At 40.0% G+C, this 15141-nt stretch carries 22 protein-coding genes; 5 read left to right on the forward strand and 17 right to left on the reverse strand.

The features are described 5' to 3' along the window. Positions 1–186 precede the first annotated feature (186 nt). A complete protein-coding gene (locus ACFX4I_RS04755) occupies positions 187–597 on the reverse strand; it encodes a CoA-binding protein (RefSeq protein ID WP_377419412.1) in 411 nt (136 codons plus the stop codon). 492 nt (positions 598–1089) lie between these two features. On the opposite strand from ACFX4I_RS04755, the gene plsY reads away from it, so the two are divergent. Further along, the gene (plsY, locus tag ACFX4I_RS04760) at positions 1090–1677 is read left to right on the forward strand and encodes a glycerol-3-phosphate 1-O-acyltransferase PlsY (protein WP_096338559.1); all 588 of its coding nucleotides are present in this window, start codon (positions 1090–1092) and stop codon (positions 1675–1677) included. Here the strand turns inward: plsY and ACFX4I_RS04765 are convergent. Then, positions 1640–2023 (reverse strand): hypothetical protein, encoded by a 384-nt coding sequence (locus tag ACFX4I_RS04765; protein WP_377419414.1) that lies wholly within the window; start codon positions 2021–2023, stop codon positions 1640–1642. The two genes, plsY and ACFX4I_RS04765, sit on opposite strands and share 38 nt — an antisense overlap. Positions 2024–2277: 254 nt before the next feature. Between ACFX4I_RS04765 and ACFX4I_RS04770 the strand changes: the two genes are divergently transcribed. Beyond that, a complete protein-coding gene (locus ACFX4I_RS04770) occupies positions 2278–2421 on the forward strand; it encodes a YycC family protein (protein WP_230302660.1) in 144 nt (47 codons plus the stop codon). A gap of 505 nt (positions 2422–2926) precedes the next feature. Here the strand turns inward: ACFX4I_RS04770 and ACFX4I_RS04775 are convergent. After that, positions 2927–3415: an NUDIX hydrolase gene (locus ACFX4I_RS04775; RefSeq protein ID WP_230302659.1), complete on the reverse strand. Its 489-nt coding sequence runs from the start codon at positions 3413–3415 to the stop codon at positions 2927–2929. A gap of 90 nt (positions 3416–3505) precedes the next feature. Here ACFX4I_RS04775 and ACFX4I_RS04780 point away from each other — a divergent pair, with 90 nt between their 5' ends. Beyond that, positions 3506–3802: a HesB/YadR/YfhF family protein gene (locus ACFX4I_RS04780; RefSeq protein ID WP_230302658.1), complete on the forward strand. Its 297-nt coding sequence runs from the start codon at positions 3506–3508 to the stop codon at positions 3800–3802. Between the two features lie 38 nt (positions 3803–3840). Here the strand turns inward: ACFX4I_RS04780 and ACFX4I_RS04785 are convergent, their stop codons facing one another. The 7 genes from ACFX4I_RS04785 to acnA all read right to left on the reverse strand — a co-directional run bounded on the left by ACFX4I_RS04785 (position 3841) and on the right by acnA (position 9196). Further along, the gene (locus ACFX4I_RS04785) at positions 3841–4134 is read right to left on the reverse strand and encodes a hypothetical protein (RefSeq protein WP_230302657.1); all 294 of its coding nucleotides are present in this window, start codon (positions 4132–4134) and stop codon (positions 3841–3843) included. 25 nt (positions 4135–4159) lie between these two features. Then, entirely contained in the window at positions 4160–4591 is a 432-nt protein-coding gene (locus ACFX4I_RS04790) for an acyl-CoA thioesterase (RefSeq protein WP_137018482.1), read from the reverse strand. A gap of 152 nt (positions 4592–4743) precedes the next feature. Continuing rightward, positions 4744–4989, reverse strand: a complete 246-nt coding sequence (gene tlp / locus ACFX4I_RS04795) for a small acid-soluble spore protein Tlp (protein WP_377419417.1) — start codon at positions 4987–4989, stop codon at positions 4744–4746. A gap of 58 nt (positions 4990–5047) precedes the next feature. Beyond that, positions 5048–5191 (reverse strand): acid-soluble spore protein N, encoded by a 144-nt coding sequence (locus ACFX4I_RS04800; RefSeq protein WP_230302655.1) that lies wholly within the window; start codon positions 5189–5191, stop codon positions 5048–5050. A gap of 138 nt (positions 5192–5329) precedes the next feature. Continuing rightward, positions 5330–5458: an FbpB family small basic protein gene (locus tag ACFX4I_RS04805; protein ID WP_230302654.1), complete on the reverse strand. Its 129-nt coding sequence runs from the start codon at positions 5456–5458 to the stop codon at positions 5330–5332. Between the two features lie 286 nt (positions 5459–5744). After that, positions 5745–6278, reverse strand: coding sequence for a TlpA disulfide reductase family protein (locus tag ACFX4I_RS04810; RefSeq protein ID WP_230302653.1), 534 nt, complete (start codon positions 6276–6278; stop codon positions 5745–5747). Positions 6279–6484: 206 nt separating this feature from the next. Then, a complete protein-coding gene (acnA, locus tag ACFX4I_RS04815; RefSeq protein WP_377419419.1) occupies positions 6485–9196 on the reverse strand; it encodes an aconitate hydratase AcnA in 2712 nt (903 codons plus the stop codon). Positions 9197–9581: 385 nt separating this feature from the next. Here acnA and sspO point away from each other — a divergent pair, with 385 nt between their 5' ends. Then, positions 9582–9734, forward strand: a complete 153-nt coding sequence (sspO, locus tag ACFX4I_RS04820) for a small acid-soluble spore protein O (protein ID WP_377419421.1) — start codon at positions 9582–9584, stop codon at positions 9732–9734. A gap of 155 nt (positions 9735–9889) precedes the next feature. On the opposite strand, the gene ACFX4I_RS04825 is transcribed toward sspO, so the two are convergent. Next, positions 9890–10153, reverse strand: coding sequence for a hypothetical protein (locus ACFX4I_RS04825; RefSeq protein ID WP_063593346.1), 264 nt, complete (start codon positions 10151–10153; stop codon positions 9890–9892). A 113-nt stretch (positions 10154–10266) separates the two neighbouring features. Between ACFX4I_RS04825 and ACFX4I_RS04830 the strand changes: the two genes are divergently transcribed. Next, on the forward strand, positions 10267–10410 hold the full coding sequence (locus ACFX4I_RS04830; protein ID WP_083450736.1) for a small acid-soluble spore protein P: 144 nt from the start codon (positions 10267–10269) through the stop codon (positions 10408–10410). Positions 10411–10579: 169 nt separating this feature from the next. Here ACFX4I_RS04830 and ACFX4I_RS04835 read toward each other — a convergent pair whose 3' ends face one another. The 6 genes from ACFX4I_RS04835 to ACFX4I_RS04860 are packed head-to-tail and all read right to left on the reverse strand — an operon-like array spanning position 10580 to position 15137. After that, a complete protein-coding gene (locus ACFX4I_RS04835) occupies positions 10580–11599 on the reverse strand; it encodes a thiazole biosynthesis adenylyltransferase ThiF (protein WP_377419423.1) in 1020 nt (339 codons plus the stop codon). Continuing rightward, a complete protein-coding gene (locus tag ACFX4I_RS04840; protein ID WP_230302648.1) occupies positions 11596–12363 on the reverse strand; it encodes a thiazole synthase in 768 nt (255 codons plus the stop codon). Before ACFX4I_RS04840 ends, ACFX4I_RS04835 begins: the two co-directional genes overlap by 4 nt. Position 12364: 1 nt before the next feature. Then, positions 12365–12568, reverse strand: coding sequence for a sulfur carrier protein ThiS (gene thiS / locus ACFX4I_RS04845; protein WP_230302647.1), 204 nt, complete (start codon positions 12566–12568; stop codon positions 12365–12367). 14 nt (positions 12569–12582) lie between these two features. Further along, positions 12583–13707: a glycine oxidase ThiO gene (gene thiO, locus ACFX4I_RS04850; protein ID WP_230302646.1), complete on the reverse strand. Its 1125-nt coding sequence runs from the start codon at positions 13705–13707 to the stop codon at positions 12583–12585. 1 nt (position 13708) lies between these two features. Further along, positions 13709–14320, reverse strand: coding sequence for a thiamine phosphate synthase (locus ACFX4I_RS04855; RefSeq protein ID WP_230302645.1), 612 nt, complete (start codon positions 14318–14320; stop codon positions 13709–13711). A 40-nt stretch (positions 14321–14360) separates the two neighbouring features. Then, complete coding sequence (locus ACFX4I_RS04860; protein ID WP_230302644.1) at positions 14361–15137, reverse strand: energy-coupling factor transporter transmembrane component T family protein; 777 nt, start codon at positions 15135–15137, stop codon at positions 14361–14363. Between the last annotated feature and the right edge of the window lie 4 nt (positions 15138–15141).

The raw sequence follows: 15141 nt of genomic DNA on the forward strand, positions 1-15141 counted from the left end.
GCTACCATTCTAATTGTAGCGGTAAATTTTCATTTGGCAAATATACTTTTATTATTTTGATCAAATTAAGCTTTAATGGCCTAAATTTTCCCGACCGCTCAATGCCCGGTATGGCTGCCTTTTAGTTTTTCTCCAGTTGAGATACAGCGATGCCTAAAAAAAAGAACGGAAGTACCGCTCTTCATTTTACTTGGTAAGGGCGTGTTCGACTTTTATGCATCGATTCATGATGACAGTATATCCTTTTTCTTTCAAAAAATTATAGGCTTCTTCATTTTCCACCCCTAGCTGCGCCCAAAAGGTATCTGCATCGATTTCTGCAAATTCCTTGGCTATCTCCGGAAGGAACTCTGAACGGCGGAAAACATTGACGATATCGACGTGCCCTTCAATATCTTTCAGGACTTTAACTGCTTTGACACCTAGCACTTCAGATATAGCAGGGTTTACCGGGATGATTTCGTATCCGCTTTCCTGCATGGCCTTCGATACCATATAAGAAGTACGCTCAGGGTTATTAGATAAACCAACGACAGCGATGCGCTTCGATTTTTTCAACATCTTTCCCATTTCTTCCCTGCTTGGATTTTCTATCATTCTTTTCAATCCCCTTTATAATAAAATGTAATATTTGACTAAAGAGTATTCCTAACAAAGGTATTTTACAGACAAAAGCTGTTTATTAACATTATTAAGAAAAACCATTATACAAGAAAGAAAAAGTTTCGAAAAGGCATGACTCACTTAACTTTCTTATGTTCATACAGACTACCACGTATTGTAACAATTTATACAAGGAGGCATCCTTCATTTTATATTGACGAAAATAAGGAAGGGTAAACCTTTCACCCTTCATGACCTTAACGTATATCAAAAGATGTAAGTTCATCAAGGAAAATTCATTTTTTTAGTGGATTTTTTTTGGACAGCCGTACCATTTTGTCACGAAAATGTTACAATAAGAGAAGCTTAACAGGTATTTTAAGGCTGTTTTAAGCTATTTCTACACGTTTATTTTTGAAAAAGGGAACAATCGACCCTTAAACGTGGTAAAAAAAGAAGATTTTTCTTAAAAGAAAGGGTAATAGAATGCTTACATTTATCACTATACTGGCTGCGTACCTGATCGGCTCGATTCCTTCCGGTTTAATAATTGGTAAAACATTTTACAAAATCGACATCCGGGAGCATGGCAGTAAAAATCTGGGCGGGACAAATACCTTCAGGACACTTGGTGTCAAGGCAGGGCTAACCGTTACTATCATGGATATACTTAAGGGTACCCTAGCAACTTTTCTGCCGTATATGCTAGGCGTGGACATGCATTTATTGCTAGCCGGAGTTATTGCAGTCATCGGTCATATGTTTCCCATTTTTGCAAACTTTCGGGGCGGAAAAGCGGTGGCAACTTCCGCTGGTGTCATTCTTGCTTATGAACCATGGCTTTTTGTCTTTGCCGTCATCATTTTCTTTATATCCTTATACATATCCAAATATGTCTCGCTTTCATCCATGATTGCTTGTCTACTTGCTCTCATCTACAGTTTAGTTTTTCATATTAAAAATTTGCCGCTCATTATTGTAATCAGTATAATAACGATCTTCATTTTTTACCGGCATCGCGCAAACATCAAGCGGATTATCGATAAAACTGAACCGAAGGTAAAGTGGTTGTAAGAACATGCGCATATCCAAGTGAAAATAGGCCCGTATGCATGGGCCTATTTTCCATTCTACAATTCATTTGCCGTGTTATTCTGGCATGCCTCGAAACCTTTTCAGTAGCATTTCCGATTTCCTGGATGAATGACACTAATCCCTGATTTGATGTTTGCACGATTGCATCTATTTCAGCTATTGATTTTTTATTCTGTTCAGCAATATTCCTGACTTTATTCGACAAAACCGCAAATCCATTACGATAAGCCATCTGTTTCTTTTGCTTTTTGAAACCAAATTGCTTTTTCCGGTTTCGCTTTCTTGAAAATCCCCATCTCCCACTCCCCCTGATTTTGTAACTCACATAAGGCGCATCCAAGATATCCCATCAACTTGACATGTGTCTATATATCCATTTAGACTACGTATATTTTTATTCTGGCCTCATTTTAATTTTTTCGCCAAGGTGAAAGGACCTAGATCATTTCCACATTAACTTCCCATGAAAGGAATAGTATGGATTTCGTTTAATGGAGAAATGGTCAAGTAAGGATTGAATAAAAGTAGAACAGAGGCTACACTGTAAATAGTTATTAAATATCGTTAGGAGAAAGTGCCATGAAGCCATTGCAAATATCACCGGAAACCGCTTTAAAGTTATCAAAGTCACTAAACTTGCCTTTAGAGCAAATCATGCATATGCCTACACCCATCTTGCTGAAAAAGCTTGCCGAGGCAGAAGCAAAAGAAAATACAAAATAGCTGCAGGAATCTGCAGCTATTTTTGTGCGCACTCATATGTGTACGAAAAGACCCTACGGAGCATATCTTGAAAGGCGTTCCATTCTGCCCATTGATCTTGAAACTGAGCAATACCCAATTTCGTCGCATAATTATATTTCCTTTTCAGTCCTTCTAAGGAATCCTGCCGTTAACTATTTAAATGCTCTTTCTCTTCCATCCTTTTTAAAGCTGGATATAGCATGCCTTCTTTTATAATGTAAATAACCATCACTTAACTGTTTTTTAGCTGTTCGATCATCTCATACCTATACATATCCTTTTGAGCCAAAAATGAAAGCAGCACCAGCTTTTTAACAGCTCCGTTTTCCGCAAATCATCATCTCCCTCTGTATATGGAAATTAATTAGATGGTATTTCGCTTTTAGCTTTATAATTTTCAGAATCTTGCTCACCCCATTAAATATACCAATTCCCCGAATATTCTAGGAATCAAAATAGGAAAAAAAACCGCACATGGCGGTTTTCAATTGGTGAAGATCAATTCTTTTGCCAAATCAGGCAAATGCTTCTTTTTGACTGTTATTAAGTGTTCATTTTCATAGGTACAGGCAAACTCTAGTGGTGGTTCATCCTGTAATATATCTTTTAGATAATACTTTATGTTGGACACAACTTCATTTGACTCCAAAACCCATTTATATGGCTTCCAGGCAAGTTCCCCTTCATCACAGGCAGATAGACCGCCCCCTGCCTCTTCAGCTCTGTAAACATACATTCCGCCCGTTTGATTCCATGTCACGATCCCTCGAAAGGCCATCCCCCTTACCTTCAATCCAGTTTCTTCAAGAATTTCGCGTTCCATCGATTCATCGATGGTTTCACCTTGTTCTATTTTCCCGCCTATACCATTCCATTTATGCCTATTCGGATTCTTTTGGCGAAATAGCATCAACACTTCAACTTCGTTGGATCTTTTTCGAGTTATGAAACAAATATTATATATAATATCCATGGTTGTTTCCTTTCTTAAACGCACATTATTCGCATCTACTTCATAATTACTTTATACTTAAATAACGAACCTCTAGGAAGGAGAATTAATATGAAATTGACCATTTCCGATCAAGCAGCTAAGTGGTATATTGATGAGCTGGGGCTTCAAGAAGGCTCTCATTTGCGCTTTTATGTAAGATATGGTGGGCATAGTACCGTCCAAAGCGGCTTTTCATTAGGTATCATGCAAGAAGAACCTGAAACTGCAGCAGCAGTAACAACTATGAATGAGATTAATTTTTATGTAGAAGAAAAGGATTTATGGTATTTTGATGGTCAGGATTTACGTATTACTTTTAATGAAAAATTGACTGAACCGGAATTCCACTATGAAAAGAGTGCTTGACAATAAAGCAGCGGTGTTAACTGCTGTTTTTTTCTTGTTCAATCGAGCAGGCGCTCTTTTATATCTTCCGCCCTTAAAATTTCCGCTTGCTTGTCCCCTAAAAGATCGAAATGAGAATAGCCATCCTTCCTGTGGTGAATCCACTCTTTTTTAAGCCCGTATTTCTTACCCCACTCCGATAAACGCAGTAAATCTTTGCATCCCACTTTTGTAACCGTCTTACAACCAGGAAATCGGTCATCTAGCCAATAATGAGTTAAAAAAGCTATTTGGCCTTGATCGATTTTCTGCTTCCAGGCTACTACGTCTCCCCGTTTAATCCCAAAAGCCATTTCTTGATCACCTCAATACATATAATTAAACCAATTCATCTTGCTTTTTATTTTTCTCATAGGCCTCATGCCATTCAGGATACATGCGTTTAATGGATATCGGGCGGAAGCTCTCCTTTTTAACGCAAACGTGGGAAGAATGACCTGTGGCCGCCACTTCATTTTTCCCATTAACGATCTCATACCCATAAATGACCCGTAAGCCGTCATACTTTTCAATCCAGGTTTTAACTTTGACCTTATCACCATATCTAACAGGGGTTTTATACGAAGCCTGAATATCCATAACAGGTGAGAGGATGCCATCCGCTTCCATATCAGCATAATAAAATCCTAAATCATTTATCAATTTTGTCCTGCCTAGTTCCATCCATATAAAATAATTCGCATGGTAAACAACACCCATTTGATCTGTCTCTGCATACCGCACTTCAATTTCGTTTTCAGCTATGAACATTTTGTTTCCCCACTTTCATTTCTATTGCAATAAACATTCTACCATAACAAATGTGCCAATTTCATTTAAGCTGTCTTGATTGACTGCCTCCCTGTCATGAAAAACAAAGAGGAGAAAGATTTTGCGTCTCTTTCTCCCCTTTACTTAGTCGTTTAAATATTATCGTTACTATAACCGCTTTCCCGAGCTTCTTGTTCATCTTGCATTTCTTCTTTCATTCCTTCAATGCTCTTTCTTCTTCGGTCATTTTTGGCCTCAATTGCCTGTTTCTCCACATCTGAAGAGAATGATAACGTTTCATTTGCAGCGGATATGTTTTCTTCTGTATTTTGAATCGCATCCTGAATTTTTTCAACATTATCCAAACGGTTATCCTGATTGTGTTTATAAGAGCCCATTAATTTCACCTCATGAATTTTTATTTACATAATATTATTACGACTTCTTTATTAAGGATTACTCGCCTTTAGTTTGAATGACCTGAGCATGTTTGCCGGATTTGTCCTGCATTTTCTTACCGTTATTCCCACCCGCTGCTATTGGCTGTGTCCCATGATGGCTCGGTCTAAAGTGTTTGGAATCTTTTTTTGGATTACCCATTTTATCGCCTCCTTCTCTTATCATGGATAAAAAAGAGGAAATTCATGAATGCCAGTTTTTGAAAGCCATGAAAAAAGAGCCAGCACTTTGAAGGGACCTTCATGGCACTGGCTCTTTTTAATATATCTTTTGCAAAATTTATTCAGCCTTTTGCATATGTTTTTTTTCAAGACGTTCTTCAAGTCTTTCCATTTGTTTAACGTCCATCAATAATTCCTTTTTGTTTTCTTTAATTAATTCTTCAAATGACCTTTTTCTTTTTTTCATGCTTTTCACCTACTTATTTTAATATACTATTCAGTATTGCCAAATTAACGTAAAATTATGACTATATGGTTTCCATTCCTAAAATTGTCACAATTATCAGATTTTTAACCAGATAAAGTTCCCTTTCTCCACTCTCTATACTTTAACCCTTTTTTCCTAAACATTAACCATAATTTTTTAAATTTTTTGATTTTTTCATTAAAATTTGACAACTTTGTTAACAAACAATAAAACGGAACCTCATAAAGGTTCCGTCCGTCTGTCTGCCGACTTCATAAAGGTTCCCCTACTGCATACTATTTATGTTTCGTTCCATATCCTTAAGTTGCATGGCTGAAATTACCTTATTCCTGATAATGCCTTCTTTGTCGATGAAGTAAGTTGTTGGTATGCTAAGAATCTTGTAACGCTCATTCACTGGATTCTTGGCACTTTGACTGTCCAGCGGTATTGTAAAAGTAATTCCATTATCCTCTACAAAGGATTGTACATCATTTTCGGGGTCAATATTGACAGCAAGTACGACGACATCATCACCAGCTTGCTGTGTATATTTCTCCATATCCGGCATTTCCTTCTTGCAAGGCGGACACCACGTTGCCCAAAAATTCAGCATTACCTTTTTACCCTTATAATCAGATAATTCAACTTGTTTCCCATCCAAAGTTTTCAGGGAGAAATTTGGTGCTTTAGCTCCAATTTTCAATCCGCCCAAAGCATCTTTTTCGTCATTTCCCTTTGGTTCATTATCCATCGCCTGCACGATTGCTACCGTAATAAGTGACAGTAAGGCCACCGAAGCAATAATTTTTTTAAGCATACTCGTCCTCCTAGTCCCATTACAATAAAAATATTAGTCCATTTCCAGAAATAGAACAACTTCCCTATTCCATCTTAACAATAAAAGGACATCCGGAAAAGTGTAATTCCTTCAAATCATATCATGATATCGCTTTGTTTCAAAAACTTGACACAAAAAAAGCGGTAAACCTGACAAGTAGGTTTACCGCTTCCTAAAAGCTGAAATTAGCCTTTTAATTTATTACGTAATACCATTTGAAGGATACCACCGTGACGGTAGTAGTCGATTTCGATTTCGGAATCGAAACGAACAAGTACATCAAATTCTTTTACGTTTCCAGCTTCATCAGTAGCTGTAACTGTTACGATATCACGAGGTTTAACTGTTTCGTCGATTTTAACTGCGATCGCTTCTTTACCAGTCAATCCAAGTGTTTCAGCGTTTTCGCCTTCTTTGAATTGAAGTGGTAGAACACCCATTAATGCAAGGTTAGAACGGTGAATACGTTCAAAGCTTTCAGCGATGACTGTTTTGATGCCAAGAAGGTTAGTACCTTTCGCAGCCCAGTCACGAGAGCTTCCCATACCATAGTCTTTACCAGCGATTACTGCAAGACCTGTTCCATCAGCTTTATATTTCATACAAGCATCATAGATAGCCATTACATCGCCTGTTGGCCAGTATGTTGTGTATCCACCTTCTGTACCTGGAGCAACTTGGTTACGGATACGGATGTTTGCGAACGTTCCGCGCATCATCGCTTCATGGTTACCACGACGAGAACCGTAAGAGTTAAAGTCACGTGGTTTCACACCGTTTTCACGAAGGTAGATACCAGCTGGTGTATCTTTACCGATTGCACCTGCAGGAGAAATGTGGTCAGTTGTAACTGAGTCACCGAATTTACCAACTACACGCAAACCGGAAAGTGGGTTAACTGAACCAGGTTCTGGTGATAATCCTTCAAAGAATGGAGGATTTTGAATGTATGTTGATTTAGAATCGAAAGCATAAATCGCTTCGTTGCTAGTTTGGATTTCGTTCCAACGTTTGTTATCGTTGAATACCGTTTCGTATTCTTTACGGAATAACTCAGGTGTAACTGTTGCTTTAACAGCAGCGTTAACTTCTTCTTGTGATGGCCAGATATCAGCAAGGTATACATCGTTACCATCTTTGTCTTTACCAAGTGAATCGTTGTTTAGATCAAAGTCCACAGTTCCAGCAAGAGCATAAGCTACAACCAAAGTAGGCGAAGCAAGATAGTTTGCTTTCACAAGTGGGTGAATACGCCCTTCAAAGTTACGGTTACCTGAAAGTACTGATGTTACCAGAAGATCTGCTTCAGCAACAGCTGCTTCGATTTCGTCAGCCAATGGACCTGAGTTACCGATACATGTAGTACAACCGTAACCAACTACGTTGAATCCTAATTGGTCAAGGTACGGTTGAAGACCAGCATCACGAAGGTAACCAGTAACAACTTTAGAACCTGGTGCCAACGATGTTTTTACATATTCCGGAACAGTCAAGCCTTTTTCAACTGCTTTTTTAGCAATAAGACCCGCTCCAAGCATAACATATGGGTTAGAAGTGTTCGTACAGCTTGTGATTGCAGCAATGGCAATCGCACCTGTTTTCATTACCGTTTCTTTACCATCGGCAAATTTAACAGTTACTTCTTTATCCAATTCAGCATTGTCCATGCCAAAACCTTGGTTGCCCATAGGTGCATTGATAGCGTCATGGAAAGATTTTTTCATTTGAGAAAGTGGAATCAAATCTTGCGGGCGTTTAGGGCCTGAAAGGTTTGGTTCAATTGCTGAAAGGTCGATTTCCACAACATCATTGTATGCTGGATCTTCGTTTTCAGGTGAGTAGAACAATCCATTTTCTTTGCAGTATGATTCAACGACTTTAATTTGTTTTTCATCACGGCCTGTTAAGCGCATGTAATCGATCGCTTCTGCATCAACAGGGAAGAAACCAACTGTAGCACCGTATTCAGGAGCCATGTTAGCGATTGTTGCACGGTCAGCAAGTGGAAGGTATCCTACTCCTGGGCCGTAGAACTCAACGAATTTACCAACTACGCCGTGTGCACGAAGAACTTGTGTTACTTTCAATGCAAGGTCAGTAGCTGTTGTACCTTTAGGAAGTTCGCCAGTCAGTTTAACACCAACCACTTTTGGAACTGGGAAGTAAGAAGGCTGTCCAAGCATGCCTGCTTCTGCTTCGATACCGCCGACACCCCAACCAAGAACACCAATACCGTTGATCATTGTAGTATGTGAATCTGTACCGAAAACAGAATCAGGGAATACTTCGAAGTCGCCGTTTGGAGTTTCAACAGCATGAACCACATTTGCAAGGTACTCTAGGTTAACTTGGTGAACGATACCAGTTGCCGGTGGAACTGCACGATAGTTGTTGAATGATTTTTGAGCCCAGCTTAGGAACTGGTAACGCTCTGCATTACGTTCGAATTCAAGATCCATATTGGCATCAAGGGAATCCATTGTACCTGCTTTATCAACTTGTACAGAGTGGTCAATTACAAGGTCAACCGGGATTTCCGGGTTGATTTTGTCAGGATCTCCACCAAGTGCTGCGAAAGCATTACGTAAAGAAGCTAAGTCAACAACAACGGGAACACCAGTGAAATCTTGTAGGATTACACGTGATGGCTTGAACGGAACATCTATATCTTGTTGCTCGCTTGTTCCCCATTTAGCAAGGTTCGCAACGTGTTCTTTTGTGATTACTCTTCCGTCCACTTGGCGAAGTACCGCTTCAAGTAATACTTTAATGGAATATGGAAGGCGTGATACTTTGCCATCCCCTGCTTTTTCAATAGCGTCTAAGCTGTAGTAGTTGTAGCGTTGCCCTTCAATTTCAAAGGACTTACGCGCTTGGTATACGTCATTTTTCGTCATGAATATTACCCCCTATTAAACTGTCAGAACTTATTCTGCACATAAAAGTAAAACCTGGTTCACTGAAACCATGTTTACTATAAATATAAGTAAAAAAGTTAGTTTGTCGAATTTTCTCTCTCTTCTCCCACCCTAACTCTTCCTTCAACTTAATACTAATATAGAAACGAGTATAAGTAAATAACAAGAAAGTTATTGTTTTTGATAAGTTTCTCTTATAGAAAAAAATTCCCCACATATTAAAGTGCATTTAGGAAGCCTTACTGATATGGATTTTATTGAAAATACCCCAATTTGTAGCCTGATAAATTATTCCAGCAAAACATATTAGCACTTCATACATAATCATTCAACATTATCGCATTCTATGGGTGGAGGTGTCGAAATGACAAAACAAAAGGCAAATCATGTTATACCAGGTATGAATGCTGCAAAAGCGCAAGGTAATGGAACAGGATACAATGATGAAATGGGAAATGAACCGCCATTATCGGAAATGCAAAGGCAAAATAATAAAAAAAGAAAGAAAAACCAATGATTTCCCTCATTCCTAGGCTTTAAATAGGATAGGCTTTTTGAAATGGCAGATGTACTGCATTTTTCAAAAAGCCTATTCCATTCTAAAAACGCATAAGTAAAACGCGAAATACTCACGAGTAAAGCGCCTGAACTCACGATGATGGAACCTGTCACTCAATAGTCCTCTGAATTGACCTCATTGACGATTGCCTGAATATCCTGTTCAAATTTTTTCAATTGTTCTTTCTGATGTTCGGAAGCGGTGACTAAAGCGGATTGTATTTGCTGATAGGCCTCGTTCACTTCCTGCTTTACGTGTTTCAATTCCGTTCCGTAATTCGGTGCGTTCTTCTCAATGGATGAGTATACATCAAATACTTGTTGATAACTTTGCTGGGCTTCCTGGAAAGTCCTTCGCTTATCCTGTTTATCCTGCATTTGTTTCAGCTCCTTAATTAGTGTCCATCCATAGCATGTACGAGGTTTGCAAATATATGTATGTGAATAAAATTTCACGGACTGATTATCTTAAGAGATAGGAGGGATCGCACATGAACAAAAACGATGGTAAAGATATTCGAAAAAATGCACCTAAAGGTAATAACCCAGGTCAGCCTGCACCGTTAAGCGGTTCACATAAGGTAAAAAACAGACAGCACTCCCGTCAGAAGCATAATAGCAGTCATGATATGTAGGCAGCTTTTATAAACATTCCAAAACAAAGCGGTGCCGCCCAGTAAAGGCAGACACCGCTTTCGTTTCATATTTGTGCAGCAATGAGCCACAAGAAAAATGTTCGATACCTTCCTATTATAAGGGCCACGGATTTTAACGTTTAAGTCTTTGTCATTCCATTATTACAGTTCAGCCAATATAACGATGATATAACGTTTTTGCTTCTGCAATATCTTTTGTTCCATGAATCAACGCCCGTCCATCTTTAAAAACGACCAACCGATGGGTTCCGATCGTAAATGAAAGTAAATAAGGATTCCTATCGATCTTACCACCTTGTGCGAGAAGATTTTTTTCGATTTCCGCTAAGTCTCTTTCAAGATTCATCGCCGGCCGAATCTGGACAGAATCCCTTCCGCATAAAACGGCTGTTTTCGTTCGATTTGAATAGGAGAGATGGGGGTACGTTCGATTTGACCCGCATGACAAACAAGCATCTTTTTTTAATTGCGCTACATTTATGGATGAATGTTCATTTTTCCAAAGATCAAATGAAACGATTTTGTTTCTTAGTGATTCATAATCTTCCACAAGGATTTTCAATGCTTCCGTCATTTGATGGGCAACGACCGTTTGAACAGCAGGGCTGATGATTCCCGCCGTATCACATGTCAGCCCTCCCATTGGAACCGTTTCCAGCAAACAATTCAAACATGGGGTCGCCTCTGGGATCACCGTGTAACTTATCCCATAACTCCCTACACAGGCCCCGTAAATCCAAGGTATTTTATATTTTTGCGCAGTATCGTTTATAAGCATCCTGGTATCGAAATTATCTGTGGCATCCAATATTAAATCCACGCCTTCAACAAGCTTCGCCAGTTCATCAACCGAAACATCCGCCACATGCGATTTTACGATAACGTCCGAATTTAGCGCAATCAAACGATTCTTCGCTGCCACTGCTTTCGGTATTCTTTTTTGTGCATCATCTTCACAATAAAGCTGTTGTCTTTGAAGGTTGCTCCACTCTACATAATCTCTGTCCACAATGGTGAGTTTCCCAATTCCTGCTCGTACAAGGCCTTCTGCACTTCCCGTACCGAGAGCACCCGCTCCAATAACCAAAACGTGTTTTTTGCGAATTTTCAATTGCCCTTCTTCCCCTATTGGGCCAAAAAGTTCTTGACGTGAATAACGTTCATTCATCCAATGCTCAATCCTTCAACTGGGCTGCTTGCTATCGCGTAATCATTTTTTGCGATTCTTCCTGCTTCATACCCTAATCGACCTGCCTCAATGGCAAGTTTCATTGCTTTCGCCATTTTGACGGGGTCTTTTGCGCCGGAAACAGCAGTGTTAAGCAATACGCCATCCGCCCCTAATTCCATGGCGATTGCCGCATCGGAGGGCGTTCCAATCCCTGCATCGACAATTACCGGAACCTCTGATTGTTCCATGATGAATCGTAAGTTCAGTGGGTTTATAATGCCTTGACCAGAGCCAATTGGTGAAGCGCCAGGCATGATTGCATGGCACCCCACTTCTTCCAGGCGCTTAGCGAGCAACACGTCATCCGAAGTATAGGGCAAAACGGTGAATCCCAGTTTCACTAATTCTTCAGCAGCTTTTAAGGTTTCAATCGGATCAGGCAGCAGTGTTTTTTGACAGCCAATGACTTCTACCTTAATCATGTCACATAAGCCAGATGCCTTTGCAAGATGGGCAATGCGCACTGCTTCCTTGGCTGTTTTAGCTCCTGCTGTATTGGGAAGGAGTGTGTATTTTTTCAAATCAAGTTTTTCTAAAAAATTGGGCTGACTGGCTTCAAAAATGTTCATTCTCCGGACCGCAAACGTTAATATTTCCGCCTCCGAAACCTCCACTGATTGCTTTTGAACATCGAAATTGGGATACTTTCCTGTACCTAATAACAATCTTGAAGAAAATTCATAAGAACCTATCTTTAACATATCATCCGCCTCCTACAAAATGTACAATCTCTACCTTGTCACCATTTGACAAAAGTGTTTCACTAAGACTTTCTTTTGCTATTATTTCATCATTCAATTCAACAATCACCACTTTTTGATGTAAATCAAAGTGTTGCAAAAGCCCTGTAACTGTTGATTCATTAGCAGGAATCCGTATTTTTTCCCCGTTAATAATCAATTCCACTTCATCCACCTCCATTAAGAATAAAGGGTCTGTATCGAACGATCCAATCGAAAAGCGGACCATTCGGCATTTGTTTTCCTTTCTAAAAGATCAGCTATAAGTAAACCTGTAATTGGAGACAGCAGGATGCCATTCCTGTAGTGCCCCGTTGCAATGAATAGTCCTTTGCATGCTGGATGTTCACCAAAGTACGGCAAGCCGTCCCCAGTTTGGGGGCGTATACCTGCCCATGTCTTTTCCAATTCGGTTCCTTTAATCGCCGGAAGCAATTGCGTTGCCTTTTCTATTAAGGTAGAGATTCCGTCAAGACTTACCTTTTGATCGAAAGTGTTCGCTTTAACCGTTGCCCCGACAATGATTCTTCCGCCAACTTTGGGAACAAGATAACAGCCATGTGAGAAGATTGTCTTTTCAAGCAATGGACGATCGGTCAGGACGGAAAAGCACTCACCCTTTACTGGATAACTGTCGAGTCTCATCCCTGATTTTTCAAGGAGGAAAGCACTCCAAGCCCCACCTGCCACGATGACATTTTCACTTGAAAATCCACCTATGTTCGTGACCACTCCCGTCACACATCCGTTTTCCGTAATTAAATCGGAGACATGAACAAATTCCTTTATATCTACACCAAGGGCAGCTGCAGATTCAGTAAAAGCGAGTGACAGCCTAGTGGCCGAAACTTGTCCATCCTTCGGAATGAACATGGCCCCCTTAATCTCATCCGATAGAAGCGGTTCCGTTTTCCTTATTTCGGCAGTCGATAGCCATTCAGCCTCAAGTCCCGCATCTTGCTGGACTCTGATCATGTTCTTCAACTCGGCTACCTGATCTTTCGTTAGCGCCACCTTAAACATGCCCTTGTTCACTAATTCGATGTCTATTCCACTTATGTCTTTTAATTCTTCCGCCAGTGCAGGAAACATCCCCCTGCTTCGGCTTGCCAATGTAAAAAGCGGGTTATCAGCATCCAACTCGGCTTGTGCCCCTAACATCCCGGCTGCAGCACTCGATGCTTTACTGGCAAGTCTATCCTTTTCCAATAAAAGGACCTTTTTACCTCGCTTGGCTAATTGAAAAGCGATAGATCCACCTATTACTCCTCCCCCAACAATGATTGCATCATATATGGAATTCATCTTATGTCTCCTTTCCCAAAGACTTCGAATATTCTTTAACGGCTCTAACCGGATTTTCAGCTTCAAGCACACCTGACATGACGGCAATTCCGCGTGCCCCCGCATCCAGCACGACTTGGCAATTGAAAGGTGTTATTCCGCCTATCGCAATAATCGGAAGATTGACACTTCTTGTGATTGCATGAAGCTCCTCAACTCCCTTAGGAGGAAGTCCGATTTTTGAATCCGTTTCAAAAACATGTCCATAAATCGCGGAATTGGCCCCTTTGCTGAATGCGGCTTTCGCTTCATCCATGGAATGGATCGAACAGCCGACATTCATCCCTGGAAAAGCTCCTTTTACGACTCCCGCATCTAAACTATGAAAAGCCAATTGCACACCAAATACTTTGTGTACCCAAGCTACATCCACCCGGTCATTAATGATGATCTTAGAAAGCGGAATCTTATTATCATGTAATAGGGTCACTGCTCGATAGAGTTCCGATGCACTCATATGCTTTTCCCTTAGATAAAAGAAATCAACATGTTCCTGAATGTTTGAAGCGATTTCCACAAACTTTTCAATTGGCTGTTTCCCAGTAGAAATAATATGCAATTCATGTGCAATCATACTAAGAACCCCTAACTAGTAAAGTTACAATCTCATAAAATCAAATAGATACTAACGGGAATTGAATCGATAGATAAAAGCCGGCCAACAGCAGGATGATAAAATACAAAATGAAACCATGATCCTTTTTTGAAAATCCAAATTCATAATAGTATGTTCGATCCCGAGTGTCTGTAAATCGCTTTGCCTCCATCGCAACCGCGATTCGGTGAGCACGTCTGATGCTTCCCGATAACAACGGGATGGAATAGGCTTTCATTTTAAAATATACCGATCTTATCCCTTTTCCCCTTTCGAAACCGCGTACCTTCATCGCGTTTCGTATCGTTTGGAACTCCTCCATCATGATGGGAATCAGCCTTAATGCCGCCATGAAACTATAGGCATATTTCGGTTTAAGCTTAACTTGCTGCATTAACGAATAAAACAAGTTCACTGGCCTTGTCGTTAAGGAAAAAGTTAAACCAAGGGCCGCAAAGAACAAAGCTCGAAAGCCCACCAGTAATCCCCTCATGAAACTTTCTTCCGTAATCGATATTAGGCCCCACTCAAACCAAAGCGTCTCACCTTGCCCGAATAATATCATTGCAGAAGAGGTGGATATAAAAATGAAACAAAAGGGAATCGACAAAAGTAAGATTCGTTTTATCGAATGCCCGGTAAAAAACAAAAATAAAAGTAATACGCCAATGGTGATATTCATCATATAATTCAGGTCATGAATGAATAACGCCACGATGCATAACACAATCAGTACACCAAGTTTAAGGCTTGGATTAATTCTATGGAGCCATGTTTCTGCATTTGAAACATTCATCTAC

This window comes from Peribacillus sp. YIM B13472, assembly GCF_042788005.1.
Taxonomy (GTDB): domain Bacteria; phylum Bacillota; class Bacilli; order Bacillales; family DSM-1321; genus Peribacillus; species Peribacillus simplex_E.

Bases quoted from the DNA above. Each gene is read 5' to 3' on its own strand.
- ACFX4I_RS04800 (WP_230302655.1), bottom strand. From the start codon at position 5,191: ATGGGTAATCCAAAAAAAGATTCCAAACACTTTAGACCGAGCCATCAT.
- ACFX4I_RS04810 (WP_230302653.1), bottom strand. From the start codon at position 6,278: ATGCTTAAAAAAATTATTGCTTCGGTGGCCTTACTGTCACTTATTACG.
- sspO (WP_377419421.1), top strand. From the start codon at position 9,582: ATGACAAAACAAAAGGCAAATCATGTTATACCAGGTATGAATGCTGCA.
- ACFX4I_RS04790 (WP_137018482.1), bottom strand. From the start codon at position 4,591: ATGTTCATAGCTGAAAACGAAATTGAAGTGCGGTATGCAGAGACAGAT.
- ACFX4I_RS04785 (WP_230302657.1), bottom strand. From the start codon at position 4,134: ATGGCTTTTGGGATTAAACGGGGAGACGTAGTAGCCTGGAAGCAGAAA.
- acnA (WP_377419419.1), bottom strand. From the start codon at position 9,196: ATGACGAAAAATGACGTATACCAAGCGCGTAAGTCCTTTGAAATTGAA.
- ACFX4I_RS04860 (WP_230302644.1), bottom strand. From the start codon at position 15,137: ATGAATGTTTCAAATGCAGAAACATGGCTCCATAGAATTAATCCAAGC.
- tlp (WP_377419417.1), bottom strand. From the start codon at position 4,989: ATGGGCTCTTATAAACACAATCAGGATAACCGTTTGGATAATGTTGAA.
- ACFX4I_RS04770 (WP_230302660.1), top strand. From the start codon at position 2,278: ATGAAGCCATTGCAAATATCACCGGAAACCGCTTTAAAGTTATCAAAG.
- ACFX4I_RS04775 (WP_230302659.1), bottom strand. From the start codon at position 3,415: ATGGATATTATATATAATATTTGTTTCATAACTCGAAAAAGATCCAAC.
- ACFX4I_RS04830 (WP_083450736.1), top strand. From the start codon at position 10,267: ATGAACAAAAACGATGGTAAAGATATTCGAAAAAATGCACCTAAAGGT.
- ACFX4I_RS04855 (WP_230302645.1), bottom strand. From the start codon at position 14,320: ATGATTGCACATGAATTGCATATTATTTCTACTGGGAAACAGCCAATT.
- ACFX4I_RS04840 (WP_230302648.1), bottom strand. From the start codon at position 12,363: ATGTTAAAGATAGGTTCTTATGAATTTTCTTCAAGATTGTTATTAGGT.
- thiO (WP_230302646.1), bottom strand. From the start codon at position 13,707: ATGAATTCCATATATGATGCAATCATTGTTGGGGGAGGAGTAATAGGT.
- ACFX4I_RS04755 (WP_377419412.1), bottom strand. From the start codon at position 597: ATGATAGAAAATCCAAGCAGGGAAGAAATGGGAAAGATGTTGAAAAAA.
- plsY (WP_096338559.1), top strand. From the start codon at position 1,090: ATGCTTACATTTATCACTATACTGGCTGCGTACCTGATCGGCTCGATT.
- ACFX4I_RS04825 (WP_063593346.1), bottom strand. From the start codon at position 10,153: ATGCAGGATAAACAGGATAAGCGAAGGACTTTCCAGGAAGCCCAGCAA.
- ACFX4I_RS04780 (WP_230302658.1), top strand. From the start codon at position 3,506: ATGAAATTGACCATTTCCGATCAAGCAGCTAAGTGGTATATTGATGAG.
- ACFX4I_RS04835 (WP_377419423.1), bottom strand. From the start codon at position 11,599: ATGAATGAACGTTATTCACGTCAAGAACTTTTTGGCCCAATAGGGGAA.
- ACFX4I_RS04805 (WP_230302654.1), bottom strand. From the start codon at position 5,458: ATGAAAAAAAGAAAAAGGTCATTTGAAGAATTAATTAAAGAAAACAAA.